Origin of the sequence: Klebsiella sp. (assembly GCF_027492335.1) — a bacterium.
Classification (GTDB): domain Bacteria; phylum Pseudomonadota; class Gammaproteobacteria; order Enterobacterales; family Enterobacteriaceae; genus Klebsiella; species Klebsiella huaxiensis.
In genome coordinates this window covers 84,892-108,334 of sequence record NZ_JAPUEW010000100.1, presented here as the reverse complement: position 1 = coordinate 108,334, position 23,443 = coordinate 84,892, and the positions used below count along the sequence as shown (strand labels likewise).

Below are 23,443 nucleotides of genomic sequence, written 5' to 3'. Positions count from 1 at the left end.
CGATGTAATCGGCCTTGTCTCACGATAAGTATAACGTTCTACTACAACGTTCTACTTAATAAAAATAACGCAACATTGCGTCTTCATCGGGGGAATCAGCATGGGTCTGATATCTGGGTTCATAAAGTCATTATCAAAATTGTCGATGATTGGCCGGGCATTAATGCTGCCAATTTCACTTCTGCCCGCAGCGGGCTTACTGCTGGCTTTCGGCGATAAATTCCATTTACCGCTGATGATGAACGCAGGCGGGGTTATCTTTGATAACCTCCCGATGCTGTTCGCTATCGGTTCTGCGGTTGGTCTGGCATCGGAATCCGGTATCGCCGCGCTTTCCGCCGCCGTTTCCGTTTTCGTCACCAATATCACCATCGGTACCGTGCTGAGCATTACGCCGGAGATGGCGTCCCAGGGCGGAAAATATGCCATGGTGGTCGGCATCCCAACGCTGCAAATGGGGGTCTTTGGCGGGTTAATTTGCGGCATCCTTGCCGCCTGGTGCTACAACCGCTTCCACTCGTTGCAACTGCCTGAGTTCCTGGGTTTCTTTTCCGGCAAACATTTTGTGGCAATCGCCACCGCCTTCCTGTCATTTATCCTCGGCCTGCTGCTGCCGTATATTTGGGAGCATATCCAGTCGGGCATCGATGCATTATCGGTGGTTATCAACGGCGATAACCAGGCGGCGTCAACCTTTATCTTTGGTCTTGTTGAACGTGCGCTCATCCCGCTCGGCCTGCACCATATCTGGTATCCCTCCTTCTGGTACTCTTTCGGCGACTTCACGACCCAGAGCGGCCAAATGATTCACGGCGACCAGACCATCTGGTTCAAAATGCTGGAAGAAGGCGTGAAATCGTTCAGTTCCGATAGCTATCAAAACGCGGGTAAATTCATGCAGGGCGAATTCCCGCTGATGCTGTTCGCGCTGCCAGCAGCCTGCCTGGCGATGTACCACGAAGCGCATACCAAAAATAAGAAAATCGCGGCCGGTATTCTCTTTTCCGCCGCCCTGACCTGCTTCCTGACAGGTATTACCGAACCGGTTGAATTCACCTTTATTTTCGTCGCACCGATTTTGTATGTGTTCAACGCCATCATGGCGGGCCTGTCCTATATGGCCATGTACCTGCTGCACGCGCATATCGCCAAGTCGTTTTCCGCAGGGCTTATCGACTACATCTCCTTTGGCATCCTGCCATCGTTGAATGGCTACCAGACCAACTTCCTGAGCGCAGTGTTTGTTGGCGTGCCGATGGCGTTGATTTATTATTTCACCTTCCGTTTCGTCATCCGTCGTTTTGATGTTAAAACACCGGGCAGAACTGAAGTGACCGTGACCGCTGATGACAAAACCGATGCCGAGCTGGCAACGGAGATCATCAACCTGCTCGGCGGCGCGAAAAATATTGATTCTGTCGGTTCCTGTATCACCCGACTTCGCCTGGAAGTTGCCCAGCGAGATGCTGTCGATAAAGATGGCCTGAATGGAATTGGTGCACGCGGGGTGGTATTTGTCGGCGATAATGGCATCCAGGTTATTTTTGGTGCCAGAGCGCAATTTATCGCACAAACCATGTCGGGGATGATTGGCAAATAATCAGAAGGTGTTATGGTGTGGAAGATCGCCCGTCCCTGGCAGGCGATCTTCTTCTATCTGACTGTCATAAAAGAGTTTTCAGGGAGAGATTTTGAAGAAAGTCAGCATCATTGATGTCGCTAAAATGGCGGGCGTTTCCGTTTCTACGGTATCGCTGGTACTTCGTCAAAAAGGGAAGATTTCCGAAGCCACCATTGAAAAAGTCAATGCTGTTATCAACGAACTGGGCTACGTCCATAACGTTGCCGCTGCGAACCTGCGTTCAAATACCTCCAATCTTATCGGCCTGATATTGCGCGACTTTAGCGACAGCTTCTCCATCAAAGTCATGGCCAGCATCGTGCAGGAACTGGAAACACAAGGCTATATGGTTTTCCTCGGCCAGCCACGCGACGATGGCGAATATCTTGAACGCTGCTTACTCTCTTTCAAACAGCAGGGCGTTGCGGGCGTGATTTATCTGGCCTCCGGCTCCGCTACATTGCCCGCCCCGCTGCTTCAATATCCACTTCCGCTGGTTATCGTTTCACAGACGCCGCTGGTGGAAAACTGCAACCAGGTAGTTCGCGATAATCGTCAGGCGGCAAGCCTTGCCACGCGCTATTTAATCGAGCGCGGCCACCGCTATATTGCCTATATCGGCGGTCAGGAAAACGATCTTATTCGTCAGCAGCGCCTGCTTGGTTTTCGCTCCGTGCTGGAGAAATACGGCATGACGATGCGCGATGAATTCATTCCCGCATGCAGTAACGATACTCAGGCCGTCAGCGTTGCTACCCGCCAGCTACTGGAGAAAAACAACGCTATCACCGCGTTACTCTGCCACTCTCCGGACGCCATGATCGGCTGCCTCAGCGGGATTAATCAGGTAGGGAGAACCGTTGGTAAAGACGTCTTCCTTACCCAGCAGGTCGCGCTAGTCGGCTTTGAAGACATGATGCACGTCAATCTGACCTCCCCGTCATTTACCTACGTCTCTTCCGCTAGCGAAGAGACCGGACGCCAGGCGGCAACGCTGATAACGCGCAAGATCAAAGAGCCTGCGCTGCAAACGCAGAGTATTACCCTTTCCGGGCAGCTGGTGACCAGAGAGTCAGCCTGACACTAAGTGGTTCTCCAGCAAAGGAAGCCATTCTTGAACGGATTTATCATTGTGCGGCGCGTATATAACACCGATGCTTAACAGCATTCGTCCCCCTTCATCCAGCGGGCAAAAAACCACCCCCTGACGCTGAATGGCGGAAAATGATGCCGGCAGCAGGATCATCCCTTCTCCACGCGCAATCCGTGCCAGCAGGACGTCATGCTCGGCAGGTTCCTCCACGTATGCGGGCGCATATCCTGCACGGTCAAAAATACGTCGCGTATAGTCAAAAAAATCTGGATTGCGTTCGCGCTTAAACCAAAAAAGCGGCCGATGGTTGAGCGTGCTTAGCGTAAGATTTGCCGCACTGGCCTCTGGCCAGGATGCGGGTAATGCTGCAATTAGCGGCTCGTGATACGGCAAAGGGTGCAGACTCAGCCCTTCGGTATTCAGCGGCAGCGCCACCAGCGCCGCATCGAGTTTGCCTTTGCGCACCAGTTGGGCCAATGCTGGTGATGATTGCCGGGTGACATGCAAAGTGCTCGAATAATCACTCAGTGCAGACTCTACTGCGGCAAAAATACCCTGCTCAAAAGCCGTCGTCAGCCCCAGACGCAGAGGATGTTGCGAATATTCAGAAAGCTGGCTCAGCGCGGCCAGCGTGCGGTCCTGAACCTCCAGCAGCGGCCGAATGATGTCCAGCACCCGTCTCCCCTCGTCGGTAAGAATCAGGCCTTTGGTGTGACGCAAAAACAACGTCACCCCCAGCTGCGTTTCCAGATGGCGGATATGACGGCTTAGCGGCGGCTGCGAAATAAATAGCCGCTGCGCCGCCCGACTGATGTTGTTCTCCTGTGCGACGACGGCAAAGTAGCGCAGCAGGCGAATGTCCAGAGTATGTAAAGATGGATTTGTCATACTGAAAAGGTATCACGAAAAGGGTATTACTCAAGCCCGGCAAACTCCCCTAACCTTCCTCACAACGCATAATCACCATGAGGAAAAAGTTATGACCAGCGTTCGTTTTACCACCGGACAGGAAATGCTGCAGCGCGTGGATGGCAAAGGCGGCGATGCCGTCATCAATAGCCTGAAAGATATCGCTCCCGATTTTGCCCGCTATCTGATTGAGTTCCCCTTCGGCGATATTTACGCCAGACCGGGGCTTGATTTACGTAGTCGGGAAATCGCCACCATCGCGGCGCTAACGGCCCTCGGCAACGCCGCCCCGCAGCTAAAAGTGCATATCGCCGCGGGACTCAATGTCGGCCTGACGCAAGAAGAAATTACGGAAGTCATCATGCAGATGGCGGTCTATGCCGGGTTCCCGGCGGCCCTGAACGGCCTGTTTGCCGCCAAAGAGGTCTTCGCGGCGCACTGATTATTTCAGGCCAGGCTAACCGCCCGGCCTGAGGTTCTTATTTCTTCACATCGATGACGCGCATGCCGTTAAGCTGTTCATCCGTTATCTTATTCCCGGCCTTAAAGTAGTCTACTACCGCATTTGAAACGTAGTAGCCGCCGGAAGTGTTACGCGCCTGCCCTTGGGTAAACGCGGCAAACCCATCACCGCCATCGGCAAGGAAGCTATTGGTGGCAATATGATAAACCGCCGCATCTTCAACGGGTTTGCCGTTCAGCATAAATGACACGACACGCTGGCCCAGCGGTTTGCTGCTGTCATACTGCATCTCCAGGCCTTTGGAGACCTGCAGCACGCCGTTGCTCAGCCCTGCACCGTGTTCCATCAGGCTGCGCAACCGCTTGCCGCTCAGATCCATGGTGACCAGCTCGTTCGGGAACGGGAAAGTACTGATAACAGCTCCCATGCTCACCGCCCCGGCAGGGATTTCATTACGGATACCGCCCGAGTTGGTTAACGCCACCTGCGTCTCCTTACCTGCCGCCAGCATCAATGCATCTGCGGCAAGATTGCCCAGCGGCGAAGAGACGCCATAAGCGCGGGTCAGTTCAACAGGCGATTGAGTAATAACCTGCTGCACCACCTGATCCAGTTTCTTATTCCAGCCATCAATGACCTGCTTCGTTTGCGGGTCGGCCTGCCACTCATCGGCATAAATAGTTTTCAGCTCGAAGCTCTTCACCGCAAACTGATGCGGCTTCTCCTGATAATCCAGTACCAGTTTCCCCACGTCGATGCCGCCGCTATCGGTGGATAGAATCAGCGTATTACCCACTTTAATCGGCTCCGGCGTGCCAACATGGGCGTGGCCGGTAATCAAAACGTCCAGCCCTTTGACCTGGCCTGCGGTCTGAATATCTTTATCCAACGCGCGACGCACATCGGTTCCTCCCTGGCTCGACTGACGCGCCGGAACGCCTTCATGAATCAGGGCAACGGTCAGATCCACTTTGCCCTTAAGCTCATCAATATAATGCTGTAGCCATTTCACCTCATCGCGCGCTTCAATACCGACCCGCGTCGCGGCGGAAACCGTATCGTCAAAAGCAAACACGCCGTGCAGGCCAATCACGCCGATTTTCACGCCATCTTTTTCGATAATAGTATACGGCTTATCCCAGAACGCTTTATCGCTGTTCTGGTAGAAAATATTGCCCTGCACAATCGGGAATTTCGCCTGGCTAAGCTGGAGCAACGTATTGTCCCAGCCGTGATCAAACTCATGATTACCGATGGTTACCGCGTCGTAGGGCATGGTGTTCATAATATCGATGACCGCTTTGCCCTTGGTCAGGCTGCTGATATAGGGGCCGGTAAAATAATCACCGGCATCAAAAAACCAGGTCGCATTATTTTTCGCTTTTTCCTGTTTCACCATCGTCGTGATATTCGCCCAGCCGCCGATATCCCGCTTACCGTCGGCAATCCACGGCACTTTATAGGGTTCGACATGGGCATGAAGATCGTTGGTGTAAATGATGGTGACATCTTTGGCGCATGCCCAGAAAGGCAAGGTCAGCAGGATAACGGCGCTCATTGTTTTTAATTTCATCGGAGTTCCTTTCAGAGAGGTAAAGAACCGCTAAGTTACGTTCTGAAAGACTTTTTTATGTGAGAGCATTCACATTTGTATGCAACTTGAGCAAGGCAAAATTAACGACCTGCAAAAATCGTTGGTATTGGCCTGTAAATGGATAACCTTTTTACCCTTAACGCCTGCAAAACCTACGGCTGTCGCAATTTAGGCTTACCGTCTGCGGCCGACTATCATTCCCCGGACTATCGGCTGGGCTATCCCGCGCTGCACTGTTCAGCCTGCGGCAGCTATCCGCCCTTATTTAATGATGAGGAGTTCCGGCCCTGGCTGGCCGCTTATCTGACCGATTACGCCCGTCGCGAGGGCTATTTTTGCCCGGCCTGTTACCAGCGGGACATTATTCGCTACGGCTACAATCCGAAGGGAACCCAGCGCCTTCAGTGCCGCCGCTGCGAAAAAGTCTGGACGCCGAAACTCCCGCGCCCCGCCACGATTGCACTTCCGCAGCATATTTGCAGCGTGCCGCTGATCGTGCCATTTCAGGGGACTCATGAAGGGCAAAAGCTCTATGTTTTGCTGAGTTTCGACGCCGTTCGCGGCAATGTGCTCCATCTGTCGACCAACTTTACCCCTCTTTCGGCTGGCGCATCATTACGTTATCGCTGGCGGGGAACGCCAGAGACGCAGGGCGCGGCTGGCGATATCGTTCAGCGAGTTTCGCAGACCGAAGCGGGCTTTTTGCAACGCAGTCAGTTCGATGAAATACAGTACGGCAGCGCCGCACCAAAGCGAAATTCCCGCGGCAGTATTCTGCGTCCGGTTATCACCGCGCACGGTCACTTCAAGCTGCTCAGCCATCGGTTTCCTGAGGTGAAAACGCACGTGATTGCCCATGAATGTTTTTTACGCGGTGCGGCAATCGTTGCCTGGGCTAAGGTGTTCCGCCAGCGGCAGGGAGAGTTGTGGTATGTGGAAGAAGAAATAAATAATCCTGCCAGCTCAGCCCCGTGGCGGCTACAGGGAAAAACGTATCATGGCTGGTGGCAAAATCCGTGGCAGCTCTGGACGCAGGAAGAGAACCAGAAAATGACCTGCCTGCTTGCCGGTACTTCGGGTAAGAGCGCCTTCACCCCGGACCTCGCGGCCAGCCGATGTTTCACAACATGGCTGGAAAAGAGGCCAGAGTTCACACAGAGCGCCCTGTTTTCCGCAGGACGCGTGACGCAAATACTGGCCTCGTTGGCGCGAGAGTATAGCGTGGCGCTTACAGCAGCTGCGCCAGGCGGTTGATATCGGACTGAATCGCCCCGGCGGTCACATCACGACCCGCGCCCGGTCCGCGGATCACCAGCGGGTTATCGCGATACCAGCGGCTCTCGATGGCAAAGACGTTATCGCACGGCAGCAGGGCAGCCAGCGGATGCTCTTCGCGCACCGCCTCAACGCCAACGCGGGCTTTACCGTTGGCGTCAAACCGCGCCACATAGCGCAGCACCAGGCCCATTTCACGCGCCGCTTCCAGACGCTGTAGCATCTGCTCGTTCAGCTCTTCGCCATTCTCGAAGAAATGATCGACGGAACCCTCTTCACAGTGGGCAGGCACCAACGACTCAACGCGCACCTGATCCGGTTCGATGTCATAACCCGCTTCACGCGCCAGGATCACCAGCTTACGCATGACGTCTTTCCCGGAGAGATCGACGCGCGGATCCGGCTCGGTCAGCCCCTGTTGCCAGGCCTGATCGACAAGGTCGGTGAACGGCACGGTGCCGTCAAACTGCAGGAACAACCACGAAAGCGTGCCGGAGAAAATGCCGCTCAGCGCCAGGATATTATCGCCGCTATCAATCAGATCGCGCACCGTGTGGTTGACCGGCAGCCCGGCACCGACGGTGGCGTTGTATAACCAATGACGGCCCGTTTTCTCAAACGCGTCATGAATCTGCCGATATTTACTGCTGCTACTGGCCCCCGCCAGCTTATTCGCGCTGATAACGTGGAAACCATGGCTAGCGAAATCAAGGTACTGATCGGCCAGTTGCTCGCTGGCGGTCACGTCCAGCACCACTAAATCATCGTACGGATGCGCACGCATCCACAGGAACAGCGACTCTTCATCCTGTTCAACGGCTTCATCATTAAAGAAAGCGAGCGCGCGACTGGCGTCAAGGCCTTCGTAATTGAGCAGGCTGCGGCGGCTATCTACCACGCCGGCAAGGATGAACTCAAAACCGGTACGGGCGGAGAGCGTAGTCTGCTCGCGAGCAAACAGCTCCAGCCAGCGGGAGCCGATATTACCTTTGCCAAACAGCACCAGACCAATGCGCTTTTCCGCACGAAACAGCGACTGATGCAGCCCCTGGATTAGGCTTTCGGTCGGCCCGGCGCGCAGGACCGCGACCAGGCTGATGCCCTCTTCCGATTGCCAGGTAAACTCCACCGGCTGGCCTTTTAGCTGCTGCCAGAAACGGTGGCAGTGCAGCGGATTACGGGTCACACCAGCACCAACCATCGCTACCAGCGCCAGCTTCTGACGCAGGCGCAGCTCACCCGGCAGCCCTGCTTCATCCAGCAGTTTAAGCGCGCTGTCGGCCACCTCAGAGGTGTAGCAGAATTGCAGCAGCTTACGATCGGCATGTACACCAACCGCCAGCGGACGCAGCTGGGCGCGTTTTAAAATGGCATCCAGCTCTTTATGCGCCAGTTTGAAATCCTGACCGCCTGGCACCTGGAACTCAATCAGGCAGACATCATCATGACTGGTGACAATCCGCGCCCCGGTGCCGGAAGCCAGCACGCGCTCGATACGCGTCGAACCCTGATCCGGCGTATAGCTACAGCGTAATTGTAAATCGATATCGCTGCCGGATACCGGCTGCAATGTACGGGCATGCAGCACCGGAGCCGCCAGACGAGCCAGTTCGCTGGCTTCGTCAAGACGCAGCAGCGGCAGCAGGCAGGCATCTTTTACTTTACGCGGGTCCGCGCTGTAAACCCCGGCCACATCGCTCCAGATAGTAACGCGAGACGCCCCGGCCAGCGCGCCAATTTGGGTCGCGGAGTAGTCAGAACCATTACGTCCCAGCAGTACGGTTTCTCCGGCATTGTTGCGCGAGATAAACCCGGTCACCACCAGACGTTTATTTGGATGCTGCGCCATCAACTGCTGTAAAAGCGGGTAGGATAAACCTTCATCCACCTGCGGCTGCGCGGAGCGCTCGGCGCGTAAGAAGCTACGTGCGTCCAGCCAGGCAGCTTCTACGCCCAGATGATTGAGCACCGCCGCCATCAGGCGGGCTGACCAGACTTCGCCGTGGCCGACGACTTCGGCATATATCGCGTCCGTCACGCCGCTATCAAGCAGCCCGGCCAGGCGCTCAAGATCGTGAATAAACGTGGCGATCAGCGTATCGGCAGCGTCTGCCGACAGCAGCCCGGAAATCAGCTCCGTCTGGTAACGACGAAGCGACTGTTGCACTTGATGCGCAGAGAGACGATCGGTTTGGCTGAGTTTCAGCCAGCTAATCAACTGGTTGGTGGTACTGCCGGCGGCGGACACGACCATCATATCGCCCGCCTGCGAATACTCCGTCATGATCCCCGCGACGCGCAGGTAACATTTCGCATCCGCTAAACTACTCCCACCAAACTTGTGCAGCTGACGACCCTTCGCCCCTGCCTGCGCAATCACACTCATGTTTATTCCTCGTTTGCTGCCCGGAAGCCATTTTCCAGGTCGGCAATTAAATCTTCACCATCTTCAATACCGGTCGAAATACGCAGAAGCGTTTCTGAGATCCCCGCCGCCGCACGCGCCTCAGGCGCCATGCCCGCGTGGGTCATCGTCGCGGCGTGGGAAATCAGACTTTCAACGCCCCCCAGCGATTCCGCCAGCGTAAACAGCGACAATCCGCTCAGGAAACGACGCAGCGTTTGCTCATCGCCATCCAGCTCGAAACTTAACATCGCGCCAAAACCTTTTTGCTGACGCGCCGCAATCTCATGCCCCTGGTTTTCCGGCAGAGACGGATGGTACAGTTTTTTTACCAGCGGCTGGGTTTTCAGATAGTCGACAATCGCCAGCGCGTTACGCTGAGCCACTTCCATACGCGGAGAGAGCGTACGTAAACCGCGCAGCAGCAGATAGCTATCAAATGCCCCACCGGTGACGCCGATATTATTCGCCCACCATGCCAGTTCGGTGACAGTCGCCGGATCTTTGGCGATAACCACCCCGGCCACCACATCAGAGTGGCCGTTTAAATATTTGGTGCATGAATGCAACACCAGATCGGCGCCCAGCGCCAGCGGATTCTGCAAAGCCGGGCTCAGGAAGGTGTTATCCACCACGCTCACCGCTCCAGCCTCACGGGCCAGACCGCAGATTTTCGCAATATCCACAACTCTCAGCAATGGATTACTTGGACTTTCGACCAGAACCAGCTTGGGTTTTTCCGCCAGCGCGGCGCTCAGCGCCTGCTCGTCATTCTGATCAACAAACAGCACGCGATAGCAGCCGCGCTTCGCCAGGCTATCAAACAGGCGATAGCTGCCGCCGTAGCAGTCGTGCGGCGCCACCAGCACATCGCCTGGTTTCAGGAATACCGTGGTGACCAGCAGAATCGCCGACATCCCGGTATTGGTGAGAACCGCCCCCGCGCCGCCCTCTAGCTCTGCCAGCGCACGCTGCACCACATCACGGGTCGGGTTACCGCGACGAGAATAGTCGTGAGCGCGAGGTTCGTTAAATCCGGTGAAGTTATAGGTGCTGGAGAGGTGAATCGGCGGGACAACGCAACCGTACTGCTCGTCGTCATTTAAACCGCTACGCACTGCGATGGTGGCCTGTTTACGCGTCATGTTGGGGAGTTCCTGGCTGAATCGGTGAAAAGTCAGGCTTCAGAGTAAACATAGTTATAATAGACGTCAATACATCTGGACATCTAAACTTCTTTGCGTATAGATTGAGCAAACAGGAAATAGCCGTTAAAATTATATGCATTAGCGCACATCCGTAGCGGCTTGTTTGGTGTCAGACGCGCCCCTCTGCGGTAAACTACGCGCAATTATGGCCTGAACTCGCGTTCCTGGCCCTTAACTAATGAATAGAGGATTAAAGGTAACTCATGGCTGAATGGAGCGGCGAATATATCAGCCCATACGCTGAGCACGGTAAGAAGAGTGAACAAGTAAAGAAAATTACGGTTTCCATTCCTCTGAAGGTGTTAAAAATCCTCACCGATGAACGCACGCGTCGTCAGGTGAACAACCTGCGTCACGCCACCAACAGCGAACTGCTGTGTGAAGCGTTCCTGCATGCCTTTACCGGCCAACCGTTGCCTAACGATGAAGACCTGCGTAAAGAGCGCAGCGATGAAATCCCGGAAGCGGCGAAACAGATTATGCGTGAAATGGGTATCGACCCGGATACGTGGGAATACTAAATCACTGAGAGCGGCCAGGGAAACCAGCCGCTCTTTTTATATGTATAACAAGGACGTTATGCCATGAAGTATTGTGTTCTGGGCCTTAGCCTGGCGTTGACCTTCTCCGCACATGCCTGGGAACCGCAGACTGGCGATATCGTTTTTCAGATATCTCGCTCATCGCAAAGCAAAGCTATCCAGCTGGCGACTCATTCCGATTACAGCCACACCGGCATGGTCGTGATTCGCAATAAAAAACCCTACGTCTTTGAAGCCGTTGGGCCGGTGGTTTACACGCCGCTGCATAAGTGGGTCGCGCAGGGCGAGGACGGTAAATACGTCGTCCGGCGCGTGCGCGGTGGGCTTACCGCTGCGCAGCAAAAACAGCTGGCGCAAACGGCAAAGCGCTACCTCGGTCAACCTTACGATCTCTTCTTCTCATGGAGCGACGAGCGCCAGTACTGCTCCGAGGTCGTGTGGAAGGTGTATCACCGCGCCCTGGCGCTACAAGTGGGTAAACTGCAAAAGCTGAGTGAGTTCGATCTCAACTCCCCGGTCATTCGCGCCAAACTCAAAGAGCGTTATGGTCAGAATATCCCGCTGAACGAAACCGTGATCTCGCCGCAGGCGCTATTTGACGCCCCGCAGCTGGAAACCGTAGAAAAAAACTGGCCGCTGTTCTCCTGGTAATGAATCAGGAAATCCTGGTTATTACATGGATATACTTACTGACAGGGGGAAATGTAGTGAAAGCGGTAAAAGAGAAAACAACCTGCCTGAATGGGTACTGCTATCCTCTGTAAAACAGAGACAAAAAAGCCGCCCTGAGGCGGCTTCTTCTTCAGCAAATTACTTGCTGGTACCCGGTACGCTGAAGCGCTTGTTGAAGCGGTCAACGCGGCCACCGGTGGCAACATCACGCTGTTTGCCGGTGTAGAACGGGTGGCATTTACCGCACACGTCGAGGTTCAGGTCGTGACCTACGGTAGAACGGATTTTCATGACGTTACCGCAAGAGCAGTTTGCAGTAACTTCTTCGTATTTCGGATGAATATCTTTTTTCATGGGAGAACCTCAGTTAAGGCCGCGTCGCTCTTCCAGCCCTAACGCCAGACACCACGCGATGTTAATAATTTCCCGGCACGATTTCGCAAAGCAAAATTCCCGGGTAATAGATTTTGATGCTATACAAAGCACATCAAAGGCGGCGAATCATACAGAATTTGACCAGCATATGCAAACTGATCCGCGGGCCCTTATCACAATGTGTATACTAACCCGCCAGATTTCAAGTCAGGAAGATTAAATGCCCGTCGCTCACGTTGCCCTGCCCGTTCCGCTGCCCCGCACTTTTGACTATTTGCTGCCTGACGGTATGCCGGTCAAAGCAGGCTGTCGCGTGCGCGTTCCGTTCGGCAAGCAGGATCGCATCGGCATCGTAACGGCGATCAGCGAGCACAGCGAATTACCGCTCAATGAGCTCAAACCGGTTGCTGAAGTCCTCGACGCCGAGCCCGTCTTCTCCTCTTCCGTCTGGCGATTACTGCTGTGGGCAGTGGATTACTATCATCATCCGATTGGCGATGTGTTATTCCACGCGCTACCGATCATGTTGCGCCAGGGGAAACCTGCCAGCGCGACGCCGATGTGGTACTGGTTTGCCACCGAACAAGGGCAAGCAATTGATATCAATAGCCTTAAACGCTCGCCAAAACAACAGCAGGCGCTGGCGGCTCTGCGTCAGGGGAAAATCTGGCGTCATCAGGTTGCCGAGCTGGAATTTAACGACGCCGCGCTACAGGCGCTGAGGGGTAAAGGTCTTACGGAGCTGGCCAGCGAAGCGCCTGGTATCACCGACTGGCGAACAAGCTTCTCGGTACCCGGCGAGCGCCTGCGCCTCAATACTGAACAAGCGACCGCCGTTGGCGCGATTCACAGCGCCTCAGACAGCTTTTCCGCCTGGCTGCTGGCCGGGATCACCGGCTCCGGGAAAACGGAAGTTTACCTGAGCGTCCTCGAAAACGTGCTGGCGCAGGGTCGCCAGGCGCTGGTGATGGTACCGGAAATCGGCCTGACGCCGCAGACTATCGCCCGCTTCCGCCACCGTTTTAACGCTCCGGTAGAAGTGCTGCACTCAGGTCTTAACGACAGCGAGCGTCTCTCTGCCTGGCTAAAAGCCAAAAACGGCGAAGCGGCGATTGTGATCGGCACCCGTTCGTCGCTGTTCACCCCATTTAAAGACCTTGGGGTGATCGTTATCGACGAAGAGCACGACAGTTCTTACAAACAGCAGGAAGGCTGGCGCTACCACGCTCGCGATCTGGCGGTCTGGCGCGCACATAGCGAGCAGATCCCGATTATTCTCGGTTCGGCGACCCCGGCGCTGGAAACGCTTTATAACGTCCGCCAGGGTAAATATCGTCAGTTGAAGCTAACCAAACGCGCGGGCAATGCGCGCCCCGCGCAACAGCATGTTCTGGATTTAAAAGGTCAACAGCTTCAGGCTGGACTATCCCCTGCGCTTATTGGCCGTATGCGGCAACATTTGCAGGCCGATAATCAGGTCATTCTGTTTTTGAACCGCCGCGGCTTCGCGCCCGCACTGCTGTGCCATGACTGCGGATGGATAGCGGAATGCCCGCGCTGCGACAGCTACTACACCCTGCATCAGGCCCAGCACCATCTGCGCTGTCACCACTGCGACAGCCAAAGGCCGATTCCACGCCAGTGCCCCTCCTGCGGCTCAACGCACCTGATACCGGTGGGGCTTGGAACCGAGCAGCTTGAGCAAGCGCTGGCACCGATGTTTCCCGATGTGCCGATTTCCCGTATCGACAGGGATACCACCAGCCGTAAAGGCGCGCTCGAACAATACCTTGCCGACGTTAATCGCGGCGGCGCGCGTATTCTTATCGGTACCCAAATGCTGGCGAAGGGCCATCATTTTCCGGATGTCACCCTGGTCTCTCTATTGGACGTTGACGGGGCGCTGTTTTCCGCTGATTTCCGCTCTGCGGAGCGTTTTGCTCAGCTCTATACGCAGGTTTCGGGACGCGCAGGCCGCGCTGGTAAGCAGGGTGAAGTGATCCTTCAAACTCATCACCCGGAGCACCCGCTGCTGCAAACACTGCTCTATAAAGGATACGACGCGTTTGCCGAGCAGGCGCTGGCGGAGCGGCAGAGTATGCAACTGCCGCCGTGGACCAGCCACGTTCTGATTCGCGCGGAAGATCATAATAATCAGCAAGCACCGCTATTTTTACAGCAGCTGCGTAACCTGCTACAGGCCAGCCCGCTGGCTGACGATAAGCTCTGGGTGCTCGGCCCGGTCCCGGCGCTGGCACCGAAGCGCGGAGGCCGCTGGCGCTGGCAGATTCTGCTCCAGCATCCATCACGCATTCGTCTGCAGCACATCGTCAGCGGGACGTTGGCGTTGATTAATACCTTACCGGAAGCGCGCAAAGTGAAGTGGGTCCTGGATGTCGATCCTATTGAAGGTTAAAGCTTCTCTTGCGAGACTGATCGAAAAATTCAACCGCCGTCACGTTTTTCATGAAAATTCTGTAACTCTCTGGATGTACTATCTGTTAAAAATGTTGCTGATGTCAGAACGCAAGGGATGTGTCTGCGCCAGTCAGCGAGGAGAAAACAGGTGAAGCCCAAAAAACAGGTGGTTGCCGCCACGATGAAAGACGTTGCCGAGAAGGCAAACGTCTCTACGGCAACTGTATCCCGAGCGTTAATGAACCCCGATAAGGTTTCGCAGAGCACCCGTAATCGGGTAGAACAGGCGGCGCTTGAAGTCGGCTATTTACCGCAATCGCTCGGGCGCAACATGAAGCGCAATGAGTCGCGCACTATCCTGGTGATTGTGCCGGATATTTGCGATCCCTTCTTTAGCGAGATTATTCGCGGCATCGAAGTCACCGCTGCGGAACAAGAGTATCTGGTGCTGATTGGCGATTGCGCTCATCAGAACCGTCAGGAAAAAACCTTTATCGATCTGATTATTACCAAGCAGATCGACGGTATGCTGCTGCTGGGTTCGCGCCTGCCCTTCGATGCAGGCGTAGAAGAACAGCGTAATCTGCCACCGATGGTGATGGCTAATGAGTTCGCGCCTGAGCTGGAACTGCCGACGGTGCATATCGATAACCTCACCGCCGCGTTCAACGCCGTTAACTATCTGCAAGAACTGGGGCATCGCCGTATTGGCTGTATCGCTGGTCCGGAAGAGATGCCGCTCTGTCATTACCGTCTACAAGGCTACGTCCAGGCACTGCGCCGCAGTGGAATGACCGTCGATCCACACTATATCGCTCGCGGTAATTTCACCTACGAAGCCGGAGCCAATGCGCTGGAACAGCTTCTGTCATTACCTGTACCGCCAACAGCTGTTTTCTGTCATAGCGACATTATGGCGCTGGGCGCACTCTCGCTGGCGAAACGTCGCGGGCTGAAAGTTCCTGAAGATCTGTCTATTATTGGCTTTGATAACATCTCTTTGTCTGAATTTTGCGATCCGCCATTGACGACCGTCGCGCAACCGCGTTTTGATATTGGCCGCGAAGCGATGCTGCTTTTGCTGGATCAGTTGCACGGGCACAACGTCAGCAGCGGCTCTCGATTACTCGACTGCGAGCTCATCGTTCGCGGCAGTACGCGCAAAATCCGAACATAACCATCAGGCTTTCGGGCCTGCTCTTCTGGTCAAAGGCCCGCCGCTTAAGTAACATGGCGGGCTGAAAAACGAATAAGACAGCGAAACGATAGTGGCACAACGAGATTATGTACGCCGCAGCCAACCGGCTTCTTCGCGGCGCAAAAAGAGCAATACCCGAAGCTCAAGGAACAAGCAAAGCGGCCTTTCAGCGGTTTCGCCCACTATGGTTGCGATCGCGGCGGCAGTGCTGGTGGCTTTTATCGGTGGACTGTACTTCATCACGCACCACAAAAAAGAAGAAGCTGAAGCGCTGCAAAACCGCCAGGCGGCAGGTAACGGTTTACCGCCGAAGCCGGAAGAACGCTGGCGCTATATTAAAGAGCTGGAAAGTCGCCAGCCTGGCATTCGTGCGCCTACTGAACCGACAGCCGGTGGTGAAGTCATGAAGCCGGAACAGCTCACTAACGAACAGCGCCAGCTACTGGCGCAAATGCAGGCCGATATGCGTCAGCAGCCCACGCAGCTGACCGAAGTGCCGTGGAATGAACAAACCCCGGCGCAGCGCCAGCAAACCCTACAGCGCCAGCGTTTAGCTCAGCAGCAGGTGCAGCAACAGCAGTTAGCACAGACCCAACAGCAAACTCAGGTTCAGCAGCCGCGAACTCAATCACGAGTTGTGGAGCAACCCAAACAGGTACAGCAGCCGAAGCAAACCGCTTCAACCCAGCAGCCGTATCAGGATTTGCTGCAAACGCCAGCGCATACCAATACCGCGCAGCCTAAAACGCAGGCTGCCGCACCGGTAACCCGCGTCGAGGAAGCACCGAAAACCGCCGCGACGGAGAAAAAAGACGATCGCAGCTGGATGATTCAGTGCGGGTCCTTTAAAGGCGCCGAGCAGGCTGAAACCGTTCGCGCACAGCTGGCATTTGAAGGTTTTTCCTCGCACATCACCACCAATAACGGCTGGAACCGGGTAGTGATCGGGCCACTGAAAGGCAAAGAAAACGCCAGTAACATGATTGAACGCCTGAAGATGGCCGGACACGCTAACTGCATTCGTCTCGCCGCCAGGGGTTGAAACCCTCAAAATCCCCCCCATTTATAATTGCATTCTGCCCCGCGTAAACGCGGGGCCTCTATTCCGCTTTTGCAACCAAGGGGTCTGCTCGTGACTACAATTGTAAGTGTTCGCCGTAACGGCCATGTCGTTATTGCCGGTGATGGCCAGGCTACACTGGGCAACACCGTAATGAAGGGCAACGTGAAGAAAGTTCGCCGTCTGTACAACGACAAAGTGATCGCAGGCTTTGCTGGCGGTACCGCTGACGCCTTCACCCTGTTCGAACTGTTTGAACGTAAGCTCGAAATGCATCAAGGCCACCTGGTGAAAGCCGCCGTTGAACTGGCGAAAGACTGGCGTACCGATCGCATGCTGCGCAAGCTGGAAGCACTTCTGGCCGTGGCTGACGAAAACTCATCGCTTATCATCACCGGTAATGGTGACGTGGTGCAGCCAGAAAATGACCTGATTGCTATCGGCTCCGGCGGTCCTTACGCCCAGGCCGCAGCCCGCGCCCTGCTGGAAAATACCGAACTGGGCGCACGCGATATCGCAGAGAAAGCGTTGAATATTGCAGGTGATATCTGCATATATACCAACCACTTCCATACCATCGAAGAATTGACCTCCAAAGCGTAAGGATCTCCCATGTCTGAAATGACCCCACGCGAAATTGTCAGCGAACTGGACAAACACATTATCGGCCAGGACGCAGCCAAGCGCTCCGTCGCTATCGCGCTGCGTAACCGCTGGCGTCGTATGCAGCTTAACGAAGAGCTGCGCCACGAAGTCACGCCGAAAAATATTCTGATGATCGGCCCAACCGGCGTCGGTAAAACCGAAATCGCCCGTCGTCTGGCAAAACTGGCCAACGCGCCGTTCATCAAGGTTGAAGCAACTAAATTCACCGAAGTGGGCTATGTTGGTAAAGAAGTGGATTCGATTATCCGCGATCTGACCGATGCAGCGATCAAAATGGTCCGCATGCAGTCCATCGATAAAAACCGCTACCGTGCAGAAGAGCTGGCAGAAGAGCGCATCCTTGATGTGCTGATCCCACCGGCAAAAAACAACTGGGGCCAGGCTGAACAGCCTCAGGAACCTTCTGCCGCGCGCCAGTCTTTCCGCAAAAAACTGCGCGAAGGGCAGCTCGACGACAAAGAGATTGAAATCGATCTCGCGGCTGCGCCGATGGGCGTTGAAATCATGTCCCCTCCGGGCATGGAAGAGATGACCAGCCAGCTGCAATCAATGTTCCAGAATCTGGGCGGCCAGAAGCAAAAACCGCGTAAGCTGAAAATCAAAGATGCGATGAAGCTGTTGATTGAAGAAGAAGCGGCGAAGCTGGTAAACCCGGAAGAGCTGAAGCAGGATGCTATCGATGCGGTTGAGCAGCACGGTATCGTGTTTATCGACGAAATCGACAAAATCTGTAAACGTGGCGGCAACGCTTCAGGCCCTGACGTTTCACGCGAAGGCGTACAGCGCGACCTGCTGCCGCTAGTTGAAGGCTGCACCGTCTCCACCAAGCACGGGATGGTGAAAACTGACCACATTCTGTTTATCGCCTCCGGCGCGTTCCAGGTGGCCAGCCCGTCTGATCTGATCCCAGAGTTGCAGGGTCGTCTGCCGATTCGCGTTGAGCTGAAAGCACTGACCACCCATGACTTCGAGCGCATCCTGACTGAGCCGAATGCCTCTATCACCGTGCAGTATAAAGCGCTGATGGCGACTGAAGGCGTTAATATCGAGTTCACGGAAGATGGCATCAAACGCATTGCTCAGGCCGCCTGGCAGGTCAACGAAACCACTGAGAACATCGGTGCGCGTCGCCTGCATACCGTACTGGAGCGTCTGATCGAAGATATCTCCTACGACGCCAGCGAAATGAACGGTCAAAGCGTGACTATCGATGCAGAATATGTCGGTAAACATCTGGATGTTCTGGTGGCAGATGAAGATCTGAGTCGTTTTATCCTATAATCCGGTTCAATATATTTTCATCACTATAGATGGGGCTATAGATACCCAAAATAATTCGAGTTGCAGGCAGGCGGCAAAGGAATGAATCCCCAGTCACGTACATAAGTACGTGACTGGGGTGAATGACAAATCTGCCGGGAGCAGATTTGAACGTCGCTTGCGACGGCCCGTGAGGGCGAGGCCCATGGATGGGCCGAGTCGTCCGTAGCCAACGTACCTGCAGCTTGAAGTATGAAGGGTAGAGCCCCATTTTTATTGGCCGGAACCTATGACTGAACAAACGATAACCAAAACCCAGGCCTGGCTGGAAAGCCTGCGTCCTAAAACGTTACCTCTGGCCTTTGCCGCCATTATTGTCGGCTCCGCTCTTGCCTGGCATCAGGGCAGTTTCGATCCCTGGGTTGCCCTGCTGGCAATCATTACCGCCGGCCTACTGCAAATTCTCTCCAACCTCGCCAATGATTATGGCGATGCGGTCAAAGGCAGCGACAAACCCGATCGCATCGGCCCCCTGCGCGGTATGCAGAAAGGGGCAATTACTCAGGCGCAAATGAAACGCGCGTTAATTCTGACCGTGGTGCTGATTTGCCTCTCTGGCCTGGCGCTACTGTTCTCAGCCTGGCAAACCATGGCCGACTTTATCGGCTTTATGGTGCTTGGCGTGCTGGCAATCATCGCAGCCATTACCTACACCGTCGGTACACGCCCTTACGGATATATTGGTCTCGGCGATATTTCCGTACTGGTTTTTTTCGGCTGGCTTAGCGTTGTCGGAAGCTGGTACCTTCAGGCACACAGCATTGAAGCGGTCATTTTCTTACCTGCCACTGCCTGCGGACTGCTGGCGGCTGCGGTGCTGAATATTAATAACCTGCGCGATATCGATAGCGACCGCGACAATGGCAAAAACACCCTCGCCGTACGCCTGGGGCCAGTTAACGCTCGTCGCTACCATGCCTGCCTGCTGATTGGCGCTCTACTGTGCCTGGCGCTGTTTAACCTTATCTCGCTGCATAATCCCTGGGGTTGGCTGTTCCTGCTGGCAGCGCCTCTGCTGGTCAAGCAAGCACGTTACGTTTCACGTGAGCGCGATCCCATCGCCATGCGCCCGATGCTGGAAAGAACGGTAAAAGGCGCGCTGCTGACCAACCTTTTGTTTGTCATCGGAATTATTCTCAGCAAGCTGGCAGGTTAACTGACAAATATCAATTAACAATTGATGATTTTGCCAACAACACGATTCACGAGATATACTGAAAATTCTCGCAGCAACTGAACGTTAAGCCTATGAAATACGATACTTCCGAGCTTTGTGACATCTACCAGGAGGATGTCAACGTCGTGGAACCTCTGTTCTCCAACTTTGGGGGGCGGTCGTCGTTTGGTGGACAAATCATCACGGTGAAATGTTTCGAGGATAACGGGTTGCTCTACGATATGCTTGAGCAGAACGGCCGTGGTCATATCCTGTTAATCGATGGCGGTGGTTCCGTTCGACGCGCATTAATCGACGCCGACCTGGCGCGTCTGGCCGTGCAAAACGAATGGGAAGGGCTGGTCGTCTATGGTGCCGTGCGCCAGGTTGACGACCTTGAAGAGCTGGATATCGGCATTCAGGCGTTGGCCGCCATTCCAGTAGGAGCCGCAGGCGAAGGCATCGGCGAAAGCGACGTTCGCGTTAACTTCGGCGGCGTCACCTTCTTCTCTGGTGATCATCTCTACGCCGATAATACCGGGATTATCCTCTCCGAAGATCCACTGGATATTGAGTAGCTTCCTCCGCCCATAAAAAAAGCCTTCTCTCTGAGAAGGCTTTTTTGTTTGCGCCGGAAAACTTAGTACAGCTTTTTAGCGCAATCCAGCCAGTCGCTTTTGAACGGACGCTTCATGTTTTCGATAGCGTCGATAATGTCGTGGTGCACCAGCTTCTCGTTCTGAATACCGACGCAGCGGCCACCGAAGCCCTGCAGCAGCAGGTCAATGGCGTACGCGCCCATACGGGATGCCAGAATACGGTCATAAGGAACCGGGGAGCCGCCGCGCTGAATGTGGCCCAGTACGGTTGCGCGAGTTTCACGGCCGGTCTCTTTCTCAATGTACTCAGCCAGTTCGTGGATATCGCACATATGTTCAGTAATGGCCACGATAGCGTGTTTTTTCCCTTTGGCGATACCGGCTTTAATTTCTGTCACCAGATCATCACGGGTGTAGTCAACTTCAGGAACCATGACGAATTCACAGCCGCCGGAGATTGCTGCTGCCAGGGTCAGGTCACCGCAGTAACGGCCCATAACTTCAACAACGGAAATACGTTGGTGAGAGGAAGAAGTATCACGCAGGCGGTCAATCGCCTCAACAACGGTGCTCAGCGCAGTAAAGAAACCGATAGTGTAGTCAGTACCTTTAATATCGTTGTCGATAGTGCCCGGCAAACCGATGCATGGGAAACCCATTTCAGTCAGGCGCACAGCCCCCATATAAGAACCGTCACCACCGATAACGACCAGCGCATCCAGGCCGCGTTTTTTCATATTCTCAAGAGCAACTGCGCGAATATGTTCTTCGCGGAATTCCGGGAAGCGCGCCGAACCCAGGAAGGTGCCGCCACGGTTGATCATGTCGGAAACGCTATAGCGGTCGAGCTGAACCATACGATCTTCATACAGGCCGAGGTAACCGTCATAGATTCCAAAAACTTCCAGACCTTCCGTTAATGCCGCGCGCACAACGCCACGAATTGCTGCGTTCATGCCCGGCGCATCACCGCCACTTGTCAACACACCGATTTTCTTAATCATGACTACCTCTGAACTTAGGAAGCAAAAAATAATCCTGTTGCCTGAAGCGCCCCCTCACCAGGAGTGCCCATCGATAATTGCAATAGTATATCAAACGCTTCTGGCTGAATTGATTCAGGTCAGACCAAATGGCGGTAATTTATACAAATAATGCCGATCCGCCCCACATTTTTACATCGAGTTTACAGACTATAACCGAAAGCTCATAAAACACCCTGCTGTGCTAACGGCACCACAGAGCACGGATCCTGATGAATAATCACATCAGAACCCGGAAAACGGTGCAGAATCGCCTGCTCCACCTGGTCGGCAATCACATGAGCCTGAACCAGCGGGAGATTATCTTCCATTTCCAAATGTATCTGAATAAAGCGAGTCGGCCCTGACTGCCGCGTTCGTAGATCGTGTGCTCCGCTGACTCCTGGCCATGCGGTCACGATATTGATAATGTCCTGGCGTTCCTCATCAGGAAGAGCACGGTCTAATAACGACTGGACGGCGTCATAAGCCATGCGCAGAGCGCTATATAAAATATAGACGCCAATGCCCAATGCAAACAGCGCATCGGCACGGTGCCAGCCATACCAGGAGAGACCGAGCGCCACCAGAATTGCGCCGTTCATCATAACATCAGACTGATAATGAAGCATATCCGCCCGTACTGCCTGACTTTGGGTTTTTCTCACTACCCAGCGCTGGAACGTTACCAGTACCAGAGTACTTATCAACGCAATGAGCGTCACAATCATCCCGACCCCCGCGGCCTGCATCGGTTCAGGGCGCACCAGGTGCTGGATGCCGGTCAGAAACAGAAATAATGCCGAGCCGGAAATAAACATACTTTGTGCCAGCGCGGCCAGCGACTCCGCCTTACCATGGCCAAAGGTATGTTCTTCATCGGCAGGTTGTAGCGAATAACGCACGACTAACAGATTGGTTAACGAGGCGGCAATATCGACTAACGAATCAACCAACGCCGCCAGAATACTCACTGAGCCGGTATACCACCACGCAAAAATCTTGATCAAAAGTAACGCAGAGGCCATCACCGTCGCCGCAATCGCCGCGCGGCTGACTAACTGCCCATAGGATTGATTCATAAACGCTCCTTACTTCGCGATGCGCTTAGTATAACCCGATCTTTTGCCGGGACGGGGAGCAAGGGAGAGGCCATTTGGCCGAATAACAGGCAAAAAAAACCCCCACATCATGTGGGGGAAGACAGGGATGGTGTCTATGGCAAGGAAAACAGGGTTTGTTACTGGGGTTGCAGGGTATTGCTACTACTGGAAAGCATCATCGCTGAGCCTTTTTGCATCCTTGCAACCTCACGCAACTGATCCATTCGTTGCTGGTGCTTAGCGTTTAAAACCGCTTGCTGCTCTGGCGTTAACAGGTGGTACATCTGGTTGCGAACTTTTGCCATTTCAACCTGGCGGGCAACCTGTTCTTGCGCCATCTTATCTGCCTGAGCGCGTACAGCGTTTTCATCAAATTTTTCTGCGGTGACAAGGCTATGCATTGTCTCCATTTCGCTAACATTAACGGGTAACCTGTCGTGGCGTGCCCGGTGCATAAGATCACGTAACTGCTGTCGTTGGTGTTCGGTTAAACTTATGCCGTCAAACATATGGCTCTGGCCGCTGCGCTGGGCCCCGACATCTCCGGGTAGCCAGTTAACGCTGGTGACGACTTCAGCAGCCTGGCTATATGCACTTAGCACCAGCGTTGAGGCCATGACGGCAGCGATAACATTGCGCATCACATACTCCCAAAACGTTTGTGTCGCGATTCAACGAGAGACAGTTTACGATGCAGGCTGCAAACATGCGTCAGGGGGTGTAAAACAACGTAAAGTCATGGATT

21 protein-coding genes are annotated in these 23,443 nt (G+C 54.4%); 13 read left to right on the top strand and 8 right to left on the bottom strand.

The genetic code is table 11. The annotated features are described in order from the left end of the window. Positions 1-100 precede the first annotated feature (100 nt). Positions 101-1,600: a PTS transporter subunit EIIC gene (locus QVF11_RS28475; protein WP_287861196.1), complete on the top strand. Its 1,500-nt coding sequence runs from the start codon at positions 101-103 to the stop codon at positions 1,598-1,600. 91 nt (positions 1,601-1,691) lie between these two features. After that, positions 1,692-2,702: a Mal regulon transcriptional regulator MalI gene (gene malI / locus QVF11_RS28470; RefSeq protein ID WP_287861194.1), complete on the top strand. Its 1,011-nt coding sequence runs from the start codon at positions 1,692-1,694 to the stop codon at positions 2,700-2,702. On the opposite strand, the gene QVF11_RS28465 is transcribed toward malI, so the two are convergent. Then, positions 2,694-3,602, bottom strand: a complete 909-nt coding sequence (locus tag QVF11_RS28465; RefSeq protein ID WP_287861192.1) for a LysR family transcriptional regulator — start codon at positions 3,600-3,602, stop codon at positions 2,694-2,696. The genes malI and QVF11_RS28465 overlap by 9 nt on opposite strands. A 91-nt stretch (positions 3,603-3,693) precedes the next feature. Between QVF11_RS28465 and QVF11_RS28460 the strand changes: the two genes are divergently transcribed. Then, positions 3,694-4,065 (top strand): carboxymuconolactone decarboxylase family protein, encoded by a 372-nt coding sequence (locus QVF11_RS28460; protein WP_110276159.1) that lies wholly within the window; start codon positions 3,694-3,696, stop codon positions 4,063-4,065. 37 nt (positions 4,066-4,102) lie between these two features. On the opposite strand, the gene QVF11_RS28455 is transcribed toward QVF11_RS28460, so the two are convergent. After that, entirely contained in the window at positions 4,103-5,659 is a 1,557-nt protein-coding gene (locus tag QVF11_RS28455; protein WP_287861190.1) for a bifunctional metallophosphatase/5'-nucleotidase, read from the bottom strand. Between the two features lie 138 nt (positions 5,660-5,797). On the opposite strand from QVF11_RS28455, the gene QVF11_RS28450 reads away from it, so the two are divergent. Continuing rightward, positions 5,798-6,934: a cytoplasmic protein gene (locus QVF11_RS28450; RefSeq protein ID WP_287861188.1), complete on the top strand. Its 1,137-nt coding sequence runs from the start codon at positions 5,798-5,800 to the stop codon at positions 6,932-6,934. Here QVF11_RS28450 and QVF11_RS28445 read toward each other — a convergent pair. Together QVF11_RS28445 and metB are read right to left on the bottom strand one after the other, a co-directional pair. Further along, positions 6,909-9,341: a bifunctional aspartate kinase/homoserine dehydrogenase II gene (locus QVF11_RS28445; RefSeq protein ID WP_112216346.1), complete on the bottom strand. Its 2,433-nt coding sequence runs from the start codon at positions 9,339-9,341 to the stop codon at positions 6,909-6,911. The two genes, QVF11_RS28450 and QVF11_RS28445, sit on opposite strands and share 26 nt — an antisense overlap. Before the next feature lie 2 nt (positions 9,342-9,343). Beyond that, positions 9,344-10,504, bottom strand: coding sequence for a cystathionine gamma-synthase (gene metB, locus QVF11_RS28440; protein WP_112216345.1), 1,161 nt, complete (start codon positions 10,502-10,504; stop codon positions 9,344-9,346). Positions 10,505-10,770: 266 nt separating this feature from the next. Here metB and metJ point away from each other — a divergent pair, with 266 nt between their 5' ends. After that, entirely contained in the window at positions 10,771-11,088 is a 318-nt protein-coding gene (metJ, locus tag QVF11_RS28435) for a met regulon transcriptional regulator MetJ (protein ID WP_004869405.1), read from the top strand. A gap of 63 nt (positions 11,089-11,151) precedes the next feature. Further along, positions 11,152-11,760 (top strand): YiiX family permuted papain-like enzyme, encoded by a 609-nt coding sequence (locus tag QVF11_RS28430; protein WP_287861183.1) that lies wholly within the window; start codon positions 11,152-11,154, stop codon positions 11,758-11,760. Positions 11,761-11,919: 159 nt separating this feature from the next. Here QVF11_RS28430 and rpmE read toward each other — a convergent pair whose 3' ends face one another. Further along, positions 11,920-12,135 carry a 50S ribosomal protein L31 gene (gene rpmE / locus QVF11_RS28425; RefSeq protein ID WP_045853658.1) on the bottom strand — a complete coding sequence of 72 codons (216 nt, stop codon included), beginning with the start codon at positions 12,133-12,135 and terminating at the stop codon, positions 11,920-11,922. Positions 12,136-12,376: 241 nt separating this feature from the next. Between rpmE and priA the strand changes: the two genes are divergently transcribed. The 7 genes from priA (at position 12,377) to rraA (ending at position 20,552) form a co-directional block, all read left to right on the top strand. Next, positions 12,377-14,572, top strand: a complete 2,196-nt coding sequence (gene priA, locus QVF11_RS28420) for a primosomal protein N' (protein WP_287861179.1) — start codon at positions 12,377-12,379, stop codon at positions 14,570-14,572. Between the two features lie 150 nt (positions 14,573-14,722). Next, entirely contained in the window at positions 14,723-15,751 is a 1,029-nt protein-coding gene (gene cytR, locus QVF11_RS28415) for a DNA-binding transcriptional regulator CytR (RefSeq protein ID WP_110276153.1), read from the top strand. Positions 15,752-15,842: 91 nt separating this feature from the next. Further along, positions 15,843-16,814 carry a cell division protein FtsN gene (ftsN, locus tag QVF11_RS28410; protein WP_287861177.1) on the top strand — a complete coding sequence of 324 codons (972 nt, stop codon included), beginning with the start codon at positions 15,843-15,845 and terminating at the stop codon, positions 16,812-16,814. Between the two features lie 90 nt (positions 16,815-16,904). Next, the gene (hslV, locus tag QVF11_RS28405) at positions 16,905-17,435 is read left to right on the top strand and encodes an ATP-dependent protease subunit HslV (RefSeq protein WP_110276151.1); all 531 of its coding nucleotides are present in this window, start codon (positions 16,905-16,907) and stop codon (positions 17,433-17,435) included. A 9-nt stretch (positions 17,436-17,444) separates the two neighbouring features. Then, the gene (hslU, locus tag QVF11_RS28400) at positions 17,445-18,779 is read left to right on the top strand and encodes an HslU--HslV peptidase ATPase subunit (protein ID WP_287861175.1); all 1,335 of its coding nucleotides are present in this window, start codon (positions 17,445-17,447) and stop codon (positions 18,777-18,779) included. A 268-nt stretch (positions 18,780-19,047) separates the two neighbouring features. Next, on the top strand, positions 19,048-19,974 hold the full coding sequence (gene menA, locus QVF11_RS28395) for a 1,4-dihydroxy-2-naphthoate polyprenyltransferase (RefSeq protein ID WP_112216340.1): 927 nt from the start codon (positions 19,048-19,050) through the stop codon (positions 19,972-19,974). Positions 19,975-20,066: 92 nt separating this feature from the next. After that, complete coding sequence (gene rraA, locus QVF11_RS28390; RefSeq protein ID WP_112216339.1) at positions 20,067-20,552, top strand: ribonuclease E activity regulator RraA; 486 nt, start codon at positions 20,067-20,069, stop codon at positions 20,550-20,552. 62 nt (positions 20,553-20,614) lie between these two features. On the opposite strand, the gene pfkA is transcribed toward rraA, so the two are convergent. The 3 genes from pfkA to cpxP form a co-directional block, all read right to left on the bottom strand. Next, positions 20,615-21,577 (bottom strand): 6-phosphofructokinase, encoded by a 963-nt coding sequence (gene pfkA / locus QVF11_RS28385; RefSeq protein WP_112216338.1) that lies wholly within the window; start codon positions 21,575-21,577, stop codon positions 20,615-20,617. A gap of 203 nt (positions 21,578-21,780) precedes the next feature. After that, a complete protein-coding gene (fieF, locus tag QVF11_RS28380) occupies positions 21,781-22,677 on the bottom strand; it encodes a CDF family cation-efflux transporter FieF (RefSeq protein WP_112216337.1) in 897 nt (298 codons plus the stop codon). 158 nt (positions 22,678-22,835) lie between these two features. Continuing rightward, positions 22,836-23,339 carry a cell-envelope stress modulator CpxP gene (gene cpxP / locus QVF11_RS28375; protein WP_112216336.1) on the bottom strand — a complete coding sequence of 168 codons (504 nt, stop codon included), beginning with the start codon at positions 23,337-23,339 and terminating at the stop codon, positions 22,836-22,838. Between the last annotated feature and the right edge of the window lie 104 nt (positions 23,340-23,443).